General features: G+C 69.2%; 18 protein-coding genes and 1 pseudogene. 12 read left to right on the forward strand and 7 right to left on the reverse strand.

Going from position 1 to position 18,666, the window contains the following annotated elements:
• Nucleotides 1–299 precede the first annotated feature (299 nt).
• Nucleotides 300–965, forward strand: a complete 666-nt coding sequence (locus RR1_RS02940; protein ID WP_010836230.1) for a class I SAM-dependent DNA methyltransferase — start codon at nucleotides 300–302, stop codon at nucleotides 963–965.
• Here RR1_RS02940 and RR1_RS02945 read toward each other — a convergent pair.
• The 3 genes from RR1_RS02945 to RR1_RS21565 form a co-directional block, all read right to left on the reverse strand.
• Nucleotides 937–1,641, reverse strand: coding sequence for a MerR family transcriptional regulator (locus RR1_RS02945; RefSeq protein ID WP_010836229.1), 705 nt, complete (start codon nucleotides 1,639–1,641; stop codon nucleotides 937–939). The two genes, RR1_RS02940 and RR1_RS02945, sit on opposite strands and share 29 nt — an antisense overlap.
• Before the next feature lie 63 nt (nucleotides 1,642–1,704).
• Nucleotides 1,705–3,210: an alpha/beta hydrolase gene (locus RR1_RS02950; protein ID WP_072713595.1), complete on the reverse strand. Its 1,506-nt coding sequence runs from the start codon at nucleotides 3,208–3,210 to the stop codon at nucleotides 1,705–1,707.
• A gap of 526 nt (nucleotides 3,211–3,736) precedes the next feature.
• Nucleotides 3,737–3,955, reverse strand: coding sequence for an antitoxin MazE-like protein (locus tag RR1_RS21565; RefSeq protein ID WP_081634230.1), 219 nt, complete (start codon nucleotides 3,953–3,955; stop codon nucleotides 3,737–3,739).
• Between the two features lie 249 nt (nucleotides 3,956–4,204).
• Between RR1_RS21565 and RR1_RS02960 the strand changes: the two genes are divergently transcribed.
• Both RR1_RS02960 and atpG read left to right on the forward strand, forming a co-directional pair.
• A complete protein-coding gene (locus RR1_RS02960) occupies nucleotides 4,205–5,053 on the forward strand; it encodes an AraC family transcriptional regulator (RefSeq protein ID WP_010839706.1) in 849 nt (282 codons plus the stop codon).
• 186 nt (nucleotides 5,054–5,239) lie between these two features.
• Entirely contained in the window at nucleotides 5,240–6,139 is a 900-nt protein-coding gene (gene atpG / locus RR1_RS02965; protein ID WP_010839705.1) for an ATP synthase F1 subunit gamma, read from the forward strand.
• Between the two features lie 9 nt (nucleotides 6,140–6,148).
• Here the strand turns inward: atpG and RR1_RS02970 are convergent, their stop codons facing one another.
• Complete coding sequence (locus RR1_RS02970) at nucleotides 6,149–8,260, reverse strand: heavy metal translocating P-type ATPase (protein ID WP_010839704.1); 2,112 nt, start codon at nucleotides 8,258–8,260, stop codon at nucleotides 6,149–6,151.
• A 60-nt stretch (nucleotides 8,261–8,320) separates the two neighbouring features.
• On the opposite strand from RR1_RS02970, the gene RR1_RS02975 reads away from it, so the two are divergent.
• Nucleotides 8,321–8,986 carry a Pr6Pr family membrane protein gene (locus RR1_RS02975; RefSeq protein WP_040774753.1) on the forward strand — a complete coding sequence of 222 codons (666 nt, stop codon included), beginning with the start codon at nucleotides 8,321–8,323 and terminating at the stop codon, nucleotides 8,984–8,986.
• Between the two features lie 84 nt (nucleotides 8,987–9,070).
• Nucleotides 9,071–9,415, forward strand: a complete 345-nt coding sequence (locus RR1_RS02980; protein ID WP_010839702.1) for a Rho termination factor N-terminal domain-containing protein — start codon at nucleotides 9,071–9,073, stop codon at nucleotides 9,413–9,415.
• Here the strand turns inward: RR1_RS02980 and RR1_RS02985 are convergent.
• Nucleotides 9,367–10,137 carry a VOC family protein gene (locus tag RR1_RS02985; protein WP_010839701.1) on the reverse strand — a complete coding sequence of 257 codons (771 nt, stop codon included), beginning with the start codon at nucleotides 10,135–10,137 and terminating at the stop codon, nucleotides 9,367–9,369. The genes RR1_RS02980 and RR1_RS02985 overlap by 49 nt on opposite strands.
• Nucleotides 10,138–10,326: 189 nt before the next feature.
• On the opposite strand from RR1_RS02985, the pseudogene RR1_RS02990 reads away from it, so the two are divergent.
• From RR1_RS02990 to RR1_RS03020, 7 genes and pseudogenes are all read left to right on the forward strand, one after another.
• Nucleotides 10,327–11,818, forward strand: a pseudogene (locus tag RR1_RS02990) (flavin-containing monooxygenase).
• Nucleotides 11,819–11,877: 59 nt separating this feature from the next.
• Complete coding sequence (locus RR1_RS02995) at nucleotides 11,878–12,312, forward strand: PASTA domain-containing protein (protein WP_010839699.1); 435 nt, start codon at nucleotides 11,878–11,880, stop codon at nucleotides 12,310–12,312.
• A 124-nt stretch (nucleotides 12,313–12,436) separates the two neighbouring features.
• The gene (locus RR1_RS03000; protein ID WP_010839698.1) at nucleotides 12,437–12,985 is read left to right on the forward strand and encodes a hypothetical protein; all 549 of its coding nucleotides are present in this window, start codon (nucleotides 12,437–12,439) and stop codon (nucleotides 12,983–12,985) included.
• A 165-nt stretch (nucleotides 12,986–13,150) separates the two neighbouring features.
• Nucleotides 13,151–14,290, forward strand: coding sequence for an FAD-dependent monooxygenase (locus tag RR1_RS03005; RefSeq protein ID WP_010839697.1), 1,140 nt, complete (start codon nucleotides 13,151–13,153; stop codon nucleotides 14,288–14,290).
• Nucleotides 14,287–15,060 carry an IclR family transcriptional regulator gene (locus tag RR1_RS03010; protein WP_010839696.1) on the forward strand — a complete coding sequence of 258 codons (774 nt, stop codon included), beginning with the start codon at nucleotides 14,287–14,289 and terminating at the stop codon, nucleotides 15,058–15,060. Before RR1_RS03005 ends, RR1_RS03010 begins: the two co-directional genes overlap by 4 nt.
• Nucleotides 15,061–15,230: 170 nt before the next feature.
• The gene (locus RR1_RS03015; RefSeq protein WP_010839695.1) at nucleotides 15,231–15,413 is read left to right on the forward strand and encodes a hypothetical protein; all 183 of its coding nucleotides are present in this window, start codon (nucleotides 15,231–15,233) and stop codon (nucleotides 15,411–15,413) included.
• A gap of 61 nt (nucleotides 15,414–15,474) precedes the next feature.
• Nucleotides 15,475–16,911, forward strand: a complete 1,437-nt coding sequence (locus RR1_RS03020; RefSeq protein WP_010839694.1) for an NAD(P)/FAD-dependent oxidoreductase — start codon at nucleotides 15,475–15,477, stop codon at nucleotides 16,909–16,911.
• Between the two features lie 10 nt (nucleotides 16,912–16,921).
• Here the strand turns inward: RR1_RS03020 and RR1_RS03025 are convergent, their stop codons facing one another.
• Nucleotides 16,922–17,323 carry a PaaI family thioesterase gene (locus RR1_RS03025; protein WP_238559065.1) on the reverse strand — a complete coding sequence of 134 codons (402 nt, stop codon included), beginning with the start codon at nucleotides 17,321–17,323 and terminating at the stop codon, nucleotides 16,922–16,924.
• Between the two features lie 354 nt (nucleotides 17,324–17,677).
• On the reverse strand, nucleotides 17,678–18,454 hold the full coding sequence (locus RR1_RS03030; RefSeq protein ID WP_010839692.1) for a hypothetical protein: 777 nt from the start codon (nucleotides 18,452–18,454) through the stop codon (nucleotides 17,678–17,680).
• Between the last annotated feature and the right edge of the window lie 212 nt (nucleotides 18,455–18,666).

Consider the following 18,666-nt stretch of genomic DNA (forward strand, 5'->3'; position numbering starts at 1 on the left):
GTGTGGCTGGATCGGGTTTCGTGTGCGACACCGGTGATTGCGAATGGGGCGTTGGCGCGGTTGCGAGGTTCCGAGACCAGCGGCGAGGAGTCGGCGCTTTCGAGGTGGACATCGACGCTGAACTCGGCCCGACCGGGAACCTGCTGCTACGGGTCCGCGACGCGTTGTTCGGACCTGCTCGCCTGCGGCTACGAGGCCCTCGGCGACACCTGGGCGAAGACCTGACGGCGGGCATTGGTCAGCGAAGCAGAGCGGTCCTAGTGTCGTTGCTTGTGACAGCACTTCCCTCGCATGCCCGTGTGACAGCAGATGCCTACGACGCTGTCGCCGTCCTCTACGCCGAACTCTTCAGCGATGCGCTCGACGGCTCTCCATCGGATCGCGCGACACTCGCCGCGTTCGCCGAGGTGGTGCGGGCGACCGGTCCAGGCCCGGTCGCCGATCTCGGCTGTGGGCCTGGACATGTGACCGCGCACCTGGCTGATCTAGGGCTCGATATCTTTGGCGTCGACCTGTCACCGGTAATGATCGATCTCGCCCGCGAGACCTACCCCGGGCTGCGGTTCGAGGTGGGGTCCATGGACGCGCTGGATATGGCCGACGGAACGCTGCAAGGAATCGTGTCCTGGTACTCGGTCATTCACGCTCCACCGCAGGACGTGCCTTCCTACTTCGGCGAGTTCCGTCGAGTTCTCGCACCCGGCGGACACCTCCTGCTCGGCTTCTTCGAGTCGGAGAACGACCCGGTGACAGAGTTCGACCACAAAGTGACAGCAGCCTACCGATGGCCGATCGACGACCTCGCGACGCTGGCTGGCGAAGCCGGATTCATCGAGGTCGGCCGGACGCTGCGTGAGCCGCTCGAAGGAGAGCGGTTCCGTCAGGGACGTCTGCTGATGCGCCAAGGCACGCAATTCGCGGGTGAAGCGGTGGGTCTCACACCAGCAGGAGGACCCGGCGAATGACGTCGAGTTGATTCGGTGTGTACAGCTCGCGGAGTGCCTCCGACATCGTCCGACGAGCGGTATCGGCATCGATGCCCGGAGTCAACCGGGATGCCGGGTCTCGCAGCCACGGGTAGTCGGAGAACGTTCGCCCCAGTGCGGGTGCGAGTTTCTCCGCGAGCCGTTGACGGGTCGCTTCGTCGGCGTCGTCGCGGAGGTGTTCGAACTCGTCGTCGGCCTGGTCGTTGTCGGCGATCATCCGGCTGATGTCGGCCAGGGTTCCCCCGTCGTAGAGCCGTGAATAGATCGACGTCAGCGACCGATCGGCATCGGACAGCCGTGAGGCGACGGCTCCGAAGCCCGACGGCGTGTCGGCGGGCACTCCATGCTCGAGAACCGTGGCGATCTCGCTGCGGGCATGCTGAAGCCGTTCGATCGTCGACGCGAGCTCTGCATCGAGGGCACGCAGAGACTCCTCGGTGTCGTCGGCAGTGTCCACGGCATCGATGCGAGCGAGTGGCACACCGAGGTCGCTCAATCGGCGGATCCGCAACAGCCGAACCAGATGCTCGACCCGGTACTGCTTGTACCCGTTGCTGCGGCGTTCGGGTTCGGCCAACAGCCCGATGCGATGGTAGTAACGGACCGTGTTCGTCGTCGTGCCGGCCAGATCCGCCAGTTCACGTGTGCTCCACACCCGACCATCTCCTTCGCGTCGACTCGAACGACGTCCACCTTCACACAGATCGCACGCGACCCGTCAGGACTCGCACGTCGCGCCGGGCGGCGGAGTGGTGAGGTCGATCAGGTAGTCCGCGGCCATCTCGTCCACACACGGGTTGGTGCCGGCCATGACGACGGTGTGGCCGCTGCCGCGGACCGTCAGCAGGGACGCGCCCAGATTCTCCGCGAACGTCCGTCCACCCTCGTACGGTGTCGTCGGGTCGGCGGTGAACGCCACGACGAGCGTCTCCGGCAGGCCCTCGATGTCCTGTGCGTACGGGTATCCGAGAGTGGGCTGCACCGGCCATGATTCGCAGCCGTCGTGGACGTCTCGGGTGACGTCGACTCCAGGATCCATGAAGGGTGCGTCACGGAACGTCGCTGCCCGGAGGTCGCCGCTCTCCGAAGGGGTCAGGCGTTCCTCGTCCATGCAGTTGATGGCGTAGTTCGCCTCGTTCTGATTGGTCCACGCGCCGGACGGATCGCGAAGGCTGAAATCGTAGCTGAGCTGGAGGAGTTCGTCGCCGCGTCCGGCTCGAACCTCGTCGACACCGGCGATGATCCTGGGCCACGCGGTAGGGGAGTAGAGACCGGCGATGACCCCACCGACCGCCGAATCGAAGGTCAGTTCGGCGCCCAACGCGGGAATCGGGTTGTCGCGCAGCGGCTGGACGAGGTCGGAGAACACCTCGGTGGCCCGGCTCGGATCGTCGCCCAGCGGGCAGTCGCCCTCGGTCGCGCAGAAGGCTGCCATGGAATCGAACGCTTCCTGGAAGCCCGCGTACGCTCCGACTCGTCGTTCGAACGTGCCGGCTGCGGAGTCGACGGCTCCGTCCAGAATCATCGCTCGCACCCGCGTGGGGAACTGCTCCGCGTACACCGCGCCGAGCCTGGTGCCGTAGCTCTGACCCAGGTAATTGGTCTGCTCCTGACCGAGAGCCGCACGCAGCATGTCCATGTCCCGTGCGGCGTCACGGGTCCCGACATGCGCCAGCACCTCCGGGCCGCCGGATCGCTCTGCGCACCGGTCGGCGAGCGCGCGTGCATCGTCGCCGGTGAACGGCGTCGTGGTTCCTTGCGATCCGAGCGCGGGGATCCGATCGCGTTCGGCATCGGTGAAGCACTCGATGGCCGGGGTCGACGCACCAACACCGCGCGGATCGAAGCCGACCATGTCGAAGTTCTCGGTGATCCGGCTGTCGGCGAGGCCGCCGTACGACAGGATCGTGCTCATCAGTCCCGAACCCCCGGGGCCACCGGGATTGGTGATCAACGGGCCGCGGGATTCGCCGCGAGCACCGATCCGCATGACGGCGATCGACGCCGTCTCACCGTCAGGAGCGGAATAGTCGAGCGGCACCGTCAGCCGCGCGCACCGCGCCGCTGACGCCGCCGTGTAGAGCTCGCTCTCCGTCGGCGTCGTCGCATAGTCCGCGCATGCTTCCCAGCTCAGTTCCTGCTCGTAGAAGCCGGTGAGGTCGGGCGGCGACTCGTCGTCCGTTCCGGCCGTGCATGCTGTCGTGCCGAGCAGCAACGCCAACATCCCGACGAGGACCCTCGGCGTGTGACGACGTGTTCGACACACGAGCTTCGTGCGTGTGCCGCCAAGATGATCGACGCGTAGATCCCGGGAGTCCATCGGTGATGTGCCTTCCTCTTGTCGGCGCGTGTCACTCGAGGACACACCATGTTCCAACAACAGGGTCAAGGTTTCGGGTGCAGGAACTCGGAATACGGGGCGTGGACATGCGCCATTACGTCACAGTGACGAATTGAGGGTGTGTAAGCCGGAAGTGCGGGGAAGTGGCTCGAGGGGCTCGAAGTGATGCGAAGCGTGGACGGTGGCGCTCCGGAGCGGGGTCGGCGCGAACCGCCTCACTCGTGCCCGACTCATCCGAGAGCGTGAATAATATTCGCGCGGCAGAACGCGGGAGCGCGACTGTCGATGCATCACGCCGTCGCAGGGTCGATTCCGCGAGGTGGCCGGATACGGCTCCGAGCCGTGCTGCAGGCCTACCTGTGGACCGATCCTCGGGCTCCACCAGCGCCTGCGATAAAGCGCCGATAATCTACATTATGTCAACTCTGCGGCGGGTGGGCGCGGTCGAGCCGGCATCCGTCGCCCCCGCTGCTCGGTCGGCGATGGAGTCACCGTGCGAGGCCCAGGAACGCCCTGTCGCGTCGGCCTGCGCGACGAGAACCGATTGCTTGCGGGCTTCTGCGGCGAACTCGGGCGTGCGCACATCGGGAACCCAGACCTGTAGTGGTCGCAGTCCCCGTTCGCGCATCCGCCGCCGGTATCAGCGGCTGCGAATCGCTCGAGCGATTCGCTTCGCTCGAGCGATTCGCTCGCGGTTCCGCGATTCTGCACCCGAAATGCCGTTCTGCACCCCGCTCGATCGCCTGATGCGGGTGCAGAACGCAACTAGGGGTGCAGAACCGCGGACGCACGCACGCGCACCGACCGAATCGGGCATCGATCGTCGGGCCCCGGCACCCTCCCGTTGGCAGGATCGACGGTGACCGGGAGGAGACACATGCGCGAATGGAACGCCGCGATGGAGCACATCGAGGCGACGCTGACGGAGAACGTCTCGGCTGCGGACCTCGCGCGGATCGCCCTGACGTCGGAATACCACTTCCGGCGGATGTTCGCGACGCTCGCGGGAATGCCGCTGTCGGAGTACATCCGGCGGCGCCGCCTCACCGCGGCGGCCACCGAGATCGTGGGCGGCCGCCCCGTCCTCGACGTCGCGCTCGCGTACGGCTACGGCTCCGCGGACTCGTTCACGAGAGCGTTCAAGGCGATGCACGGCGTCACGCCGTCGCAGGCCCGCTCCCCCGGCACCGCGCTGCACTCGCAGTCGCGGCTGACATTTCACCTGACCATAGAAGGGAGCACCGACGTGCAGTATCGGATCGAAGACAAGGGGCCGTTCCGTCTCGTCGGCTTCCGGGCCGTCGTCCCCATCGTCGCGCTCGGCCGGAACGACGTCATGGAGCAGTTCGAACGGAACATCGACCCCGATGCGGCGGAGCGGCTCGTCGACATCTCGAACGTCGAGCCGCGGGGAACCCTCGGTGTGACGGAGTATCTCGACGGCCGTGACGACATCGTCGAGTACTGGCACGCAGTCGCCACCACGGCAGACGCGCCCGAGGGCGTCGAGTCGAAGGACGTTCCGGCCGGCCGGTGGGTCGTGTTCACCGGCGGCGGCGTGTTTCCCGAAGCGCTGCAACAACTCTGGGCCACGGCGGCGACCGAGTGGTTCCCCACCCACCCCTACCGGTGGGCACCGGGACCACAGCTGCTCAGCATCACCGAGGACGAGGGAGATTCGGGCCGCGGCGACCTGTGGATCCCCGTCGAGCCCGACGAGGCGTGATCGCGGTCGATCCCTCCCGGGAGTGGCCGCTCGCGGCCGGAACGGTCATTCCCCGAGAACGTAGCAGTGCCCCGACCGCCCGATTCGGCATCGGGACGGCCCACGAGCGGTCATCATCGAGTGATGTACCTCGACGTCGCGCGGCCGGCCCACCCCGTGGGGCGCCGCCGTGGCCGGTGATCGGGTGTGTCGGGTGGTGGGGAGGTCCGGGCACGGATCAAGTCGGTCTCGTCGACGAAGAAGATCACGCGCGCGCAGGAACTGATCGCGTCGGCGCGCGTCGTCCGGGCCCGGACGACGCTCGAGCGGACCGCGCCCTACGACGACGAGTTCGTGCGGCTGCTCGGACTTCTCGATCGCGCGTCGATCCCGTTCGATCATCCGCTGCTCGCACCACGCGAGACCATCCGGCGCGCCGCGGTTCTCGTCGTGGCGAGCGACCGGGGCTTCAACGGCGGCTACACCGGCAACGTCGTGCGCTGCGCGGATCGGCTCGACGACGAGTTGGGGCGCGCGGGCACCGAGACCGTGTACTACGTCATCGGCGGCAAGGCGGTCGAGTACTTCCGCTTCCACGAGCGGGACGTCGCGCACACGTGGACAGGTGAGACGCAGAACCCGAGCCCGGAGACCGCGGCGTCGATCGGGAGTTTCCTCGCGGAGTCGGTCGTCGCGGGCTCGGACGGCACGCTCACCGGCTTCGGCGGCGACGTCGTGCCCGGGCTCGACGCGGCGTACGTCGTGCACAGCAAGTTCGTGTCGATGATCGACCAGCGCCCGGTGTCGCTGCGTCTGGCGCCGGTCGAACTCCCACCCGAGATCGTGACGACCGCGGCCGATCGCGCGCTCGAGCCGGAGATCGACGACGTGGCGCCCGCCCTGCTCGCGCGCGCGGTCACCTCGCACGTGTTCGCGGCGATGCTCGACGCGTCGGTGTCGGATTCCGCGGCGCGCCGTGCCGCCATGAACCTGGCGACGAACAACGCGTCGGAACTCCTGGACGACCTGCATCTGCGCGCCAACAAGGAGCGGCAGGCGCAGGTCACCCAGGAGTTGTCGGAGATCGTCGGCGACATCCTGTCGTGACGACCGCGGTCAGTGTTCTCGGCCGGTGTGTGCCCGGTCGAGGACGACGCGCGCGCTGTGCTCCGGGGTGAGGTCGAGGCGGCGCAACAGCTGGGCGTTGAGCGCTACGACCACCGTCGACGCGGACATGAGGATGGCGCCGACGCTCATCGGGAGGACGAACCCGATGGGTGCGAGGATGCCGGCCGCGAGCGGGACAGCCGCGAGGTTGTAACCCGCCGCCCACCACAGGTTCTGCTTCATCTTGCGGTACGCGGCGCGCGAGAGTTCGAGCACCGAGAGCACCGAACGCGGATCCGAACTCGCGAGCACGACTCCCGCGGAGCCGATCGCGACGTCCGTGCCGGCACCGATCGCGATGCCGACGTCGGCGCGGGCGAGGGCGGGTGCGTCGTTGACGCCGTCGCCGACCATCGCGACCTTGCGGCCCTCCGCCTGCAACTGCGCGATCGTGTCCGCCTTGTCCTCGGGCCGCACCCCTGCGAAGACCCGGTCGATGCCGAGATCGTCGGCGACGGTCTCCGCGACGGCCTGGGCGTCGCCGGTGACCATGACGACGGAGATGCCGAGCGCGTGCAGCGCGTCGACGGCCTCGCGGGACTCGGGCCGGATCTCGTCGGCGAGCCGCAGCGCACCGACGACGGCGCCATCGACCACGACGTGGAGGATGATCGCGCCTTCGCGGCGCCACTCGTCTGCGACGGGAAGCTCGTCCGTGTTCGTCTCGTCGAGCAGGCGCGGGCCACCGACCCGCACCTCGCGCTCCCCCACGGTGGCCGTGACACCGACCGCGGGTGACGACGAGAATCCGGACGCGCTCGGCACCGTCAGCGACTTCTCCCGCGCTGCACCGACGATCGCGGTCGCGAGCGGGTGCTCGCTGTCCGCCTCGGCCGCCGCGGCCAGTGCGAGAACGTCGTCGGCGTCGTGGCCGGGCGCGGGCTCGACACCGGTGACGGTGGGCTCGCCCTTCGTGAGGGTGCCGGTCTTGTCGAAGAGCACCGAGTCGACGGTGCGCATGGCCTCGAGGGCGAGCCGATCCTTGACCAGGACGCCGCCGCGCGCCGCGCGTTCCGTCGCGATGGAGACGACGAGCGGGATCGCGAGGCCGAGCGCGTGGGGGCATGCGATGACGAGCACGGTGATGGCGCGGACGACGGCGTCGTCGGGCATGCCGAGGACCGTCCACGCGAGTGCGGTGACGACGGCCGCACCGAGCGCGAACCAGAAGAGCCAGCCCGCAGCGCGATCGGCGAGCCGCTGGGCGCGCGACGTCGAGTTCTGTGCCTCGGAGACGAGGCGTCCGATGCCGGCGAGCGCGGTGTCGTCGCCGACGGCGGTGACCCGTACGCGCAGACCCGAGTCGGTCGCGACGGTGCCGGCGACGACGTGATCACCCACGGCGCGAGCGACCGGCTTCGACTCGCCGGTGACCATCGACTCGTCCATGTCGGCCGAGCCGTCGACGATCACGCCGTCAGCAGGGACCGACGCCCCCGGCCGCACGACGACGACGTCGCCCACCACGAGGGTGTCGGGTGAGACCGTGACGATGTCGTCCCCGTCGAGCTTCTCGGCCTCGGCCGGCAGCAATGCCGAGAGCGAGTCGAGCGCCGACGTCGTCTGCGCGAGCGAGCGCATCTCGATCCAGTGACCGAGGAGCATGATGACGACGAGCAGCGCGAGCTCCCACCAGAAGTCGAGTTGCGCGTCGAGGATGCCGAGCGTCGAGCCCCACGACGCGACGAAGGCGACCGTGATCGCCAGGCCGATGAGCAGCATCATTCCCGGCGCGCGGCCGCGGATCTCGCTGATCGCGCCGGTCAGGAACGGCCGCCCGCCCCAGAGGTAGACGACGGTGCCGAGGATCGGCGAGACCCACCCGACCCAGGCGGCGTCGGGCAGGTGGTAGCCGACGAGGTGGGCGAACATGTCGTTGAACACGACCACCGGCACCGCCAGGACGAGCATGATCCAGAAGAGGCGGCGGAAACTCGCGACGTGGTCGTGATGATCGTGTCCGCCGCCGTGATCGTGCCCGCCGTGATCGTGGCCGGGCTCGGCAGGATTCTCGCCGCCGTGCGCGTGCACCGTGGGTTCTGTCTCGTGGTTCGCGTGCATGGTTCCAACATATACCCCTATAGGGTATATGTCACGGAATCGCGCAGGCAGGATGAGCGGATGTCCGCCCCACGTCGCACCCCGTCCGCAGCTGCGGTGCCGTACTCCCTCGTCGCGGGAATCGCGGGACTGTGCCTGGTGGTGCAGGTGTGGCTCGTCGCGACGGGCGGCGGCGACGGCACCGCCGCACGCCGGCTGCTCGAACTCGCGAGCTACTTCACGATCCAGAGCACCGTGCTCGTCACCGTCACCTCGGTGCTCCTCGCACGCTCGATGTCACGGCCGAGCCCGGGGTTCCGCGCCGTCCACCTCGACGCGCTCGTCGGCATCACGGTCACGGGCCTCGTCTACACCGTCGTCCTCGCCGACGACAATTCACCGACCGGAGTGGCCGCCGTCGTCGACAAGGGACTCCACTACGTCGTCCCGGCCCTGACCATCCTCACGTGGCTCGCGTTCGGCCCGACGCTCGTCCTCGACGCCGCGGTGATCGCCCGCGCCCTGATCTGGCCGCTCGCGTGGCTCGCCTACACGTTCGCGCACGGCGCGATCACGGGCTGGTACCCGTACCCGTTCCTCGACGTCGCGCATCTCGGCGCGGGCACCGCAGCCGTGAACGTGGGCTGGGTGCTGGTCACGGGCGTCGTCGTGGCGGCGGTGCTGTGGGCGCTCGGGCGCGCCACCGAGAGCGTGCGCACCCGCGTCCGGAGGGCCGCCGCCGGCTAGCGCGTCGCGTCGAACGCCAGCCCACCCCGCTCGGGGCGCGTACCGTACGAACCGATCCCACTCGGCGGGCGGGCAGGAGGCACCGTGGCGAAGAAGACGGCGAGCAAGAAGCCGACGAAGAAGGAACTCGGCGAGCGCATCGCGCGACTCGAGGCGGACGTCGAACGGCTCACCACAGAGGCGGTCACCGCCGTCCGCAAGGCGGAGAAGAAGGCGCGCAAGGCGATCGAGCAGAACACGTCGCTGCGGGCTCGGGTCGACGAACTCGAACAGGCCGCGCCGGGGAGTCCGATCCCGCAGAGCGCGCCCGCGGGCGAGGATCTCGAGTCCCTCACGGCCGCGGAACTGCGTTCCCGCGCGAAAGCGGCGGGCGTCCCGGGCTATTCGCGGATGCCGAAGGCAGCGCTCGTGGAGGCGCTCGGATCGTGACGCTCACGCTGCTCGAGGAGCAGCGTCGGCAGCAGTAGCTCCGGGTCGCGCACCGTCGCGACCCGGGTACCGGGCTTGCGGCCCGTGCGGATCTCGCTCACCTCGCATCCCGCCGCCAGCAGCCGCGTCCGCGTCGCCGCGAGGTCGCGCGAGCGCCATGCCAGCCCGCCGAGGCCGTCGTCACCGGTGAGCACCACCTCGACGACGGTCGCGGGCGCGCGAAAGAACAACTGACGCATCCCGAACGCCTCGCTGTCCAGCCGGAAGTCCAGGCCGAGAACTCCCGAGCACAACGCGACGGCGCCGTCGCGATCACGCGACGTGAGGACGACGTGGTCGAGCGCGACGATGTCCCCCGAGCCCTCGTTGTCCCCCGATTTCTCGTTGTCCTCTGCGCCGCCGTGCTCCGTGGCGCCGTATTCGGCGGTCACCCCGAGGTACGGGAAACGGTCGAGCACACTCCCCCACTGGTCCGTCGTCACCGTCTCGCCCCGGCGGTGCAGCAGCCGTGTCGCGGCCTCGTGGTCCTCGACCGCGAACAGCACGCGGTGTCCTACCCCACCCTGTCCCGTACCGCCCTGCCGCACGTCGACCGTCGCCGTCGCGACGCCCAGAGGCGAACCGGGCTCGGCGGCGAACAGTCGCGCGTACGCGAGTGCCGTCCGGTCGGTCCCGTCGAGGTCGACGATGATGCGGCGCGCGGCCGCGGCGGGAGCGCTCATGCCGCGATCGAATCACACACACGATTGCGGAGACCTGTGACTCGAATTACTGTGACCGAAAGAAACACACACAGCGCGTCGCGTCGGAAGGCAGTCATGGCACAGCGAGCTCCCCGTCACCACACCTCCCCCGAGTTCGCCGGTTCTCCCGAGTTCGATGCGGTGATCGTCGGCGCCGGCTTCGGCGGAATGGGAGCCGCCATCTCGCTGCGGCGCCTCGGCTTCGACTCGCTCCTCATCGCCGAACGCGAGAACGACCTCGGTGGAACGTGGCACGTCAACCACTACCCCGGTCTCGCCGTCGACATCGCCTCGGTCACGTACTCGTACTCGTTCGCACCCAATCCGAACTGGACGCGCCTCTTCGCGCCGGGCAGCGAGCTGAAGTCCTATGCCGAGTACATCGCGGACCGCTACGACCTCTGGCGCCACATGCGCTTCGGCACGGCGGTCGAGCGCGCGACCTGGGACGAGCGCGACCGACTGTGGCGGGTCGCCCTCGCCGGCGGGGAGACCACGACGTCCCGCTATCTCGTCACGGCGACGGGCTTCCTGTCGCAGCCGCACGTGCCTCCGTTCGAGGGGATCGACACGTTCGAGGGCACCATCCTGCACACCTCCGCCTGGGACGACGACTACTCGGCGGCCGGACGGCGCGTCGCCGTCGTCGGCACGGGGTGCGACGTCGGTCCAGCTCGTGCCGCAGCTGGCCCGCGACGCCACCGAACTCACCGTCTTCCAGCGGACCCCGATCTGGGTCGTCCCGAAACCCGACCTGCCCATCCCCGCCGTCGTGCGGCGCCTGTTCCGCCGCGCACCGGTGACCCAGCGGATCGCGCGGGCGGTCAACACCTCGATCCTCGAACTTATCATGGTCGTGGGCGTCCTGAAGTTCCGGCAGGCCCATCGCGTCAACGCGCTCGCCGCGCTCGCCTCCCGAGCACACCTGCGCATGCAGGTGCGGGACCGGCGCACCCGCGAGAAGCTCACGCCGGACTACGACTTCGGCTGCAAACGCCCCACTTTCTCCAACGACTACTGGCGCTCGTTCGATCGCACGAACGTGCATCTCGAGACGGACGGTCTCGCACGGATCGAACCGGGCGGGATCGTCACCCGCACGGGACGCACGATCGCCGCCGACACCCTCGTCCTCGCAACCGGATACGACCTGTGGGACACGAACTTCCCGGCGTTCGAGATCGTCGGCCGCGACGACCGCGAACTCGGTGCGTGGTGGCGCGAGAACCGCTTCCAGGCGTACGAGGGGATCACGGTGCCCCGGTTCCCGAATCTGCTGTCGCTCAACAGCCCCTACGCGTACAGCGGCCTCTCCTACTTCACGACCATCGAGGCGCAGATGAAGCACCTCGAGCGGCTGTTCACCGAGATGCGCCGACGCGGCGCCGACGTCTTCGAGGTCGAGGAGAGCGCGAACACCGCTTTCCTCGACGATGCGACCGCACGGCTCGAGGATTCGGTGTTCTACGCCGGCGACTGTGCGACGTCGCGCAGCTACTACTTCAATCAGCACGGCGAGGCGACGCTGCTCCGCCCCAACTCGACCCTCCGCACGCACCGTGCGGCGACCTCGTTCCCGCTCGACGACTACCGCTACGAATCACGGCCTCGGCGAAGCGATCCCGCGCGATCGGACTCGATCGACGCCGTGCCTCGATAGGCTGAGCGCGCAGCCCAGGAGCAGATCCCAGACGCGATCGCTCCGTGAGAGGAGCGACGATGAACTGGAAACGGGTCACCGGAGGCGTCGGATGCGCACTCCTGCTCTCCGTCTCGGTGCTGGGATGCGCGGAGGACGACGACACCGAGGCCACGCCCACGACCCTGCCGCCGGCCACCGCCACCGAACCGGGATCGGACCAGTCCGGCGTCGTGATGCCCGACTACGAGGGAACGTCGCTCCGGGACGCGCGGATCGGCCTCGAACAGCTGGGACTGAACCTTGACCGCGTGTCCACCATCAGATCCTGGGACGAAGTCGACGAGGAACGGCTCGACGCCGACCAGATGTCCGAGGAGGAAGCAGCGCAGGCGTTCGACTCGATGGTGACGGACGGCGGAGACGACAACGGAATCGTCGCGTTCACCCTGCCCGAGCCGCAGGAGACCGTACCGCCGGGTTCGGACGTGTGGGTGATCCTCGAACCTCGCTGAGCCTCCTGACCGGCGAATCACCTCGACACACCTGAGGTCCCGTGCGCGCCGTGTCGGCGGCCACGTCTCGGTAGAGTCGGCCGCACGACAGGGCGTCGCACGGCACTCGACGAACGAGGGTGAGATGAGCAATCAGTACGGGGACGATCCGACTCGCGCGTACGGGCGCGGTTACGACCCCCGATACGCCGACGGCGCCGGGTACCCCGGCCAGGGGCAACAGCCGTATCGCGGCGAACCGTATCCGCCGCAGGGGCCGCGGCGACCGCGCATCGAGACCGGGCCCTTCGCCGCGGGCATCGCCGCGACGGTGCTCGTCGCTGCGATCGCGGGCTGGGTCCTCACCGCGGTCCTGCAGGCTCTGTTCAACCGGTTCGAATGGGGCTCGGTGTGGGCGTACGGCCTCGTCGACCCGTGGACCGCGGCGATCACCGGCGGATTCGCGGCGCTGTGCTCGGGCCTGCTGATGTGGCTGCTCGCGCAGGGTGTCCCCTCGCCCGGCACGTTCTACACGTGGTCGGCGACGCTCGTCGTCATCGCGGTCGTCGTGCTTCCGTTCATCGCCGCGCAGACGTGGCCGGCCGCGATCGGCGCGGGCGTCGTGCACGGCTTCATCGGCGCCGTCGTCATCAGCCTCACGAAGGTGGTCGCCGCGCGCACCGTCCACGAGTGACACCGCCCTGCTCCGAAGGCCCTGCATCGCCACCGATGCGGGGCCTTCGTCGTCGCCACGGGTGGCGGACGTGGCTAACGCACGCTACATTTCTGTTCACTGAAGTTCATAGCGTTCATAAATGAACATACAGTCATCAGCTCGACGACACTCAGCGAGGAAGCCATGACACACATCGCCATCGCAGGCGCCGGGATCGGTGGCCTCACGGCCGCCGTCGCGCTCGGCCGCGCAGGTCACGACGTCACCGTCTACGAGCAGGCCCCCGAGTTCGCCCGGGTCGGCGCCGACATCAACCTCACCCCCAACGCGGTCTGCGGGCTCGACGGCATCGGCGCCGCGCTCCGCGAGTCCGCCGCGCAGCCCACTCACCGCATCAGCCGTACGTGGGACACCGGCGAGGAGACGTCACGGATCGCGCTGTCGGAGACCGCGCTCGACCGCTACGGCGCACCCCAGCTCACGATGCACCGGGCCGATCTCATGACGGCGCTCGAGAGCGCGGCCGTCGCCGAGCCCACCGTCGCGATCGAGTTCGGCGCCAAGGTGACGACGGTCGACCCCACGACCGCGACGATCGAGTTCGCCGACCACGCGGCTGCGAGCGCCGACGTCGTGATCGGCGCCGACGGCATCCACTCCGCGATCCGCACCGCATGCTTCGGTCCCGACGACCCCGACTTCACGGGCGTCGTCGCCTACCGGGCCGTCGTCCCCGCGGAACGGCTCGCCGGAGTCCCGAACCTCGGCGCCTTCACCAAGTGGTGGGGGCCGGACCCCGACACGCAGATCGTGACGTTCCCGCTCAACCGCGGCCGCGACATCTTCGTCTTCGCCACCACTCCCCGATCGACGTGGACCGCCGAATCGTGGACGATGCCCGGCGACCCCGACGAACTGCGGGCGCTCTACCGCGAGTTCCACCCCGAAGCCCGCGCCCTGCTCGACGGATGCGACACCGTCCTAGCCTCGGCGCTCTACGTCCGCGATCCGCTGCCGGCGTGGAGCATGGGAGCCGTCACGCTGCTCGGCGACGCGTGCCATCCGATGATGCCGTTCATGGCGCAGGGTGCCGGCCAGGCCGTCGAGGACGCCGTCGTCCTCGCGCGCTGCATCGACACCGTTCCCGGCATCCCCGCCGCACTCGCGACGTACGAGGCGGCCCGGCGCGAGCGGACCGCGCGTATCCAGGTGGGCTCACGAAACAACAACTGGCTCAAGGACTCCGGCAGTGGCGACTGGGTGTACGAGTACAACCCCTGGACCGTCCCGCTCGGCGACGCCGCTGTAGCCTCCCCCGCGTGACGGATACGCCCGCGAGCGCGACGGCGCGCGTCTTCCGCCTCCTCGACTACATCGCGGACGGCGGGGCGACGGCCAACTTCAGCGAACTCGCACGCGAGACCGGGATCAACCGCGTCACGGCGACGCGGCTGCTCGCGGAACTCGAGAGCCTCGACATCGTGACGAAGCGTCCCGGCGGCGGACACCGCCCGGGCCTGCGGCTGCTCACGCTGTCGGCGCTCACGCTCGGCGGCGAGGACCTCACGTCGGTCGGGCGTCGCGTGCTCGAGTCGCTGAGCAGCGAACTCGGACTCTCCGCGTATCTCGTGATCCTGGACGGCGGCCACGCGCGGTACCTCCTGCGGTCCATCCCGGATCGTCCGCTCGTCAGCAACATCTCGGTCGGCAGCCGCGTCCCCGCGCACCTCACGGTGCCGGGGCGCGTCCTGCTCGCCGCACTCGACGACGCCGCGCTGCGGAACGTGCTCGGCGACGAGCCGTTCACCGCCGCGACGACTGCGAGCCCCACGACGTACGCCGCCCTCGCTCCCCTGCTCGACGCCGCGCGCTCCGAGCCCGTCACGTGGTCGCAGCAGGGCTACGAACAAGGCATCGACGCGTGCGCTGCCGCCGTGCCCGGCCCCGGCGGTGTCCCCGTTGCGGCGATCAGCGTCGCCGGCCCGTCCACGCTGTTCCACGAGTCCGATCTGCGCGACCGCACGGGCCGCGCGGTGCACTCGGCCGCAGCAGCACTCGCCGCGGTCGTGCGCCCCGGAGAGCCCCCGCTGTAGCTGCCTGTCGTGCAGCCGCACGTGAACGGAGTCGGATTTCTGTTTTTCCTACTGTTCCGTCCTGGCCGGACTATTTCTCACTATCACGCTGCCGAATCTTCCCCCGGACCGATGCCCGGCGCATAGGTTGGACACGAACGTGCCGGGTACCCCACGATCGGAGGTTCGTCATGGACTGGGAATCGATCGGAGCAGGCGTCGGCTACGGCGTCGTCGCCATCACCGTGATCGTCGTGACGGCCCTCGTCGTCACCCTGTTCGTCGTCTCCATCGGCGGCGACTACCACGGTCCCACCGAGGTCGACCCGTACCGCCGCGACGACGACCCCCGACTCCCCCGCATCGACGAGTGAGCCGGCACGGCGTCCCGAGCCGGCCATCGCACGAGAGCATCCCACCGACCGAGGAGCCTTCATGACCGCCGAGTTGCACGGGAACGAGCCGAGTGGGGACGAGCCGCAGCGCAGCGGCACGCAGCCCACGCACCGGCCGCGCGTCGTCGTCGTCGGATCGGGATTCGGCGGGCTTTTCACGACGCAGGCCCTCGAGAAGGCCGACGTCGACGTCACCATGATCGCCAGGACGACGCACCACCTGTTCCAGCCGCTGCTCTACCAGGTCGCGACGGGCATCCTCTCGGTCGGCGACATCGCGCCCGCGAACCGTCTCGTGCTGCGCAAGCAGAAGAACGCGACCGTCCTGCTCGGCGACGTCACGAACATCGACGTCACGGCCCGCACCGTCACCTCGAACGTGCTGGGCCGCGAGACCGTGACGCCGTACGACTGGCTCGTCGTCGCGGCAGGATCGGGGCAGTCGTACTTCGGCAACGACCAGTTCGCCGAGTTCGCTCCCGGTATGAAGACCATCGACGACGCCCTCGAACTGCGTGGCCGCATTCTCGGCGCGTTCGAGCTCGCCGAACTCACCACCGACCCGGACGAGCGCCGACGGCTGCTCACGTTCGTGGTGGTCGGTGCCGGACCGACGGGCGTCGAGCTCGCCGGGCAGATCGCCGAGCTCGCACACCGGACACTGCGCGGCGCGTTCCGGCATATCGACCCGCGCGAGGCGCACGTGATCGTCCTCGACGGCGCCGATGCCGTCCTGCCTGTGTACGGCGGAAAGCTCAGCCGCACCGCGCGATCCGACCTCGAGAAGCTCGGGATCGAGGTCCAGCTCGGGGCGCTCGTCGTCGACGTCGACAGCACGGGACTCGTCGTGAAGGACAAGGACGGGACGGAGCGCCGGATCGAGGCACGGACCAAGGTGTGGTCGGCGGGCGTGCAGGCGAGCCCGCTCGGCCGCGTCATCGCCGACCAGACCGACGCCGAGGTCGACCGCGCGGGCCGGCTGCTCGTGAACCCGGACCTCACCGTGCCCGGTCACCCCGAGGTCTTCGTCGTCGGCGACATGATGTCGCTCGACAAGCTCCCCGGTCTCGCGCAGGTGGCGATGCAGGGCGGCCGCTACGCCGCGAAGCAGATCGTCGCGGGCACGCGCGGCGAATCACCCGCAGCGCGACCGCCGTTCAAGTACTTCGACAAGGGCAGCATGGCGACGATCTCGCGGTTCAACGCCGTCGCACAGGTCGGCAAGCTCGAGATCACCGGGTTCATCGGCTGGATCGCGTGGCTGTTCATCCACCTGATGTACCTCGTCGGCTTCCGCAATCGGCTGTCGACGCTCATCTCGTGGACGGTGACCTTCCTCGGCCGCAGCCGCGCGCAGATGGCGTCGACGGAGCAGCAGGTGTTCGCGAGACTCGCGATCGACAGAGCGGCGCGCGACTCGCAGAATCTCGACGCTGAATCACATGCGCAGGACGGTAGGCCACGCGCAGCCGGCTGAGCCGAGGCCGTCAGCTGTTGCCGAGGGCGGCCGTGTCGACGATGTTCGCGAGCCGAACCTGTCCCTTCGCGACCAGCCGCTCGGTCTCGTCGGTGATGCGCACCTCCCACAGCTGCTGGCTGCGTCCGCGATGGATCGGCAGCCCCTCGGCGACGAGCCGTCCTTCACGGACTGCGCGCAGGAAGTCGGTGTTGTTGTTGACGCCGACGACGTGCCCCTTGCCCGCGAACCACACCGAACCGGCGACGCTCGCGACCGATTCGACGACCGAGCAGTAGACACCGCCGTGCTGGATTCCCGCCGGCTGATGGAGGGTGGGAACGACCTCCCACGTTGCGCGCACGCGGTCGGGCGTCACCTCGAGGTACTCGAGGCCGATCGCGGCGTCGAAGCCGCGCCCCAGCCGGCCCATGTGCTCGGCGATCTCGTCCTGGCTCGGCGCCGCGGAATCGCGCGTGTCACCTCGGGTCTCGGCCATCGTTCACCGTTCCTTCCCTGGGCCCCGTGATGGCGGCATCTGGACGTGCTGTGTACTCCGTCGTTACTACACCACCGCGCTTGCGCCTCGGCGTCTCCCCCGTGCCCGTGTGGGGCGGAGACGAGAGTGGGCCCCCACGACGCGCGTGTCGTGGGGGCCCACCGGGCATGGACCGGGAGTCGCTGCAGCCCTCAGGACTCCGTGTGGCCGGTCCGGACGATCGTGTCGCCTGACGTGTGACGAACAACCGAGATCGACTATAGGCAAGGCTTGCCTAACTATCAAGAGCTACACGAATGCCGTGCGCTCGCGCCGCAGGCTCAGCGATGCGCGGCGTGCACGCCCCCCGCTGCGCCGCGACGTCCGATACGGATGCACGCGTCGGCGCACCGGGACGCCCGCTGCCGTGAACGCGTCGAGCAGCAACTGGCCGCGGCGGTGCCCGGTCGACTCCCCTCCCCCGGCGAGCAACGGCACGCAGCCGGCCGCACCGAGGATCGACTGGCCCACCGAGCTCCAGAAGCGCGCGGGATCGACGGGCGCACAGGCCGTCACGGCCGTGAGCGTGGCGGTGAGCGACGACAGGCACCGATGCGCCGTCCACACCGCGAGCGCACGCTCGCACGGCAGGGTGACCGTTCCCGGCATGCCCGCGGCCGGGTCGTCGGGCAGCACCCGCACGACCTCGTCGAGCACGCCCGCCCAGTCGGCACCCTCGTCGTTGTCCATGTGGATCCACAGGTTCTCGACGCCCGGATCCCACGCGCGGCCCTCGAGGACGATCAGTGCGGCGACCCGGCCCACGACGGCGTGGATGAGCGAGTCCGCGACCTGCAGCGCCGCCGCCTCCGGATCGGGCAGATCGAGCAGCACGCGCCGGTACATGCGGCCGACGCGGTCGTTGCCGGGAGCGTCCGCGAGCGCCCACCATCGCCGTTTCCCCTCGTCCATCATCGCCGCGACCGCGTACATGCGCGGGTACTCGGGGTTGAGATCGCGCAGTCGATCGCGGGACGACTCGAGCGGCGACGCGAAGGCGGCGAGCGAGGTGGGAGCGACGAGCATCGTGGTCACGAGGCACTCCGTTCACTGGTTCTCGAAAAGCGGTCAGGGGCTCGAAAGCGCTGCCGCCGCGGCCGTTCGGGTGGACACCCGGCATGCGGCACGCGGCGATCGCGTCTCGATGTGAACGAAGCTTAGGCTAGCCTCACAACAATTGAACACCGGCCCGTGCGGTGATTCACGTCACGGCAGGACCCGCACCGGCGGACTGGGTA

The sequence above is a fragment of the Rhodococcus rhodnii NBRC 100604 genome (assembly GCF_001894925.1).
Taxonomy (GTDB): Bacteria; Actinomycetota; Actinomycetes; order Mycobacteriales; family Mycobacteriaceae; genus Rhodococcus_F; species Rhodococcus_F rhodnii.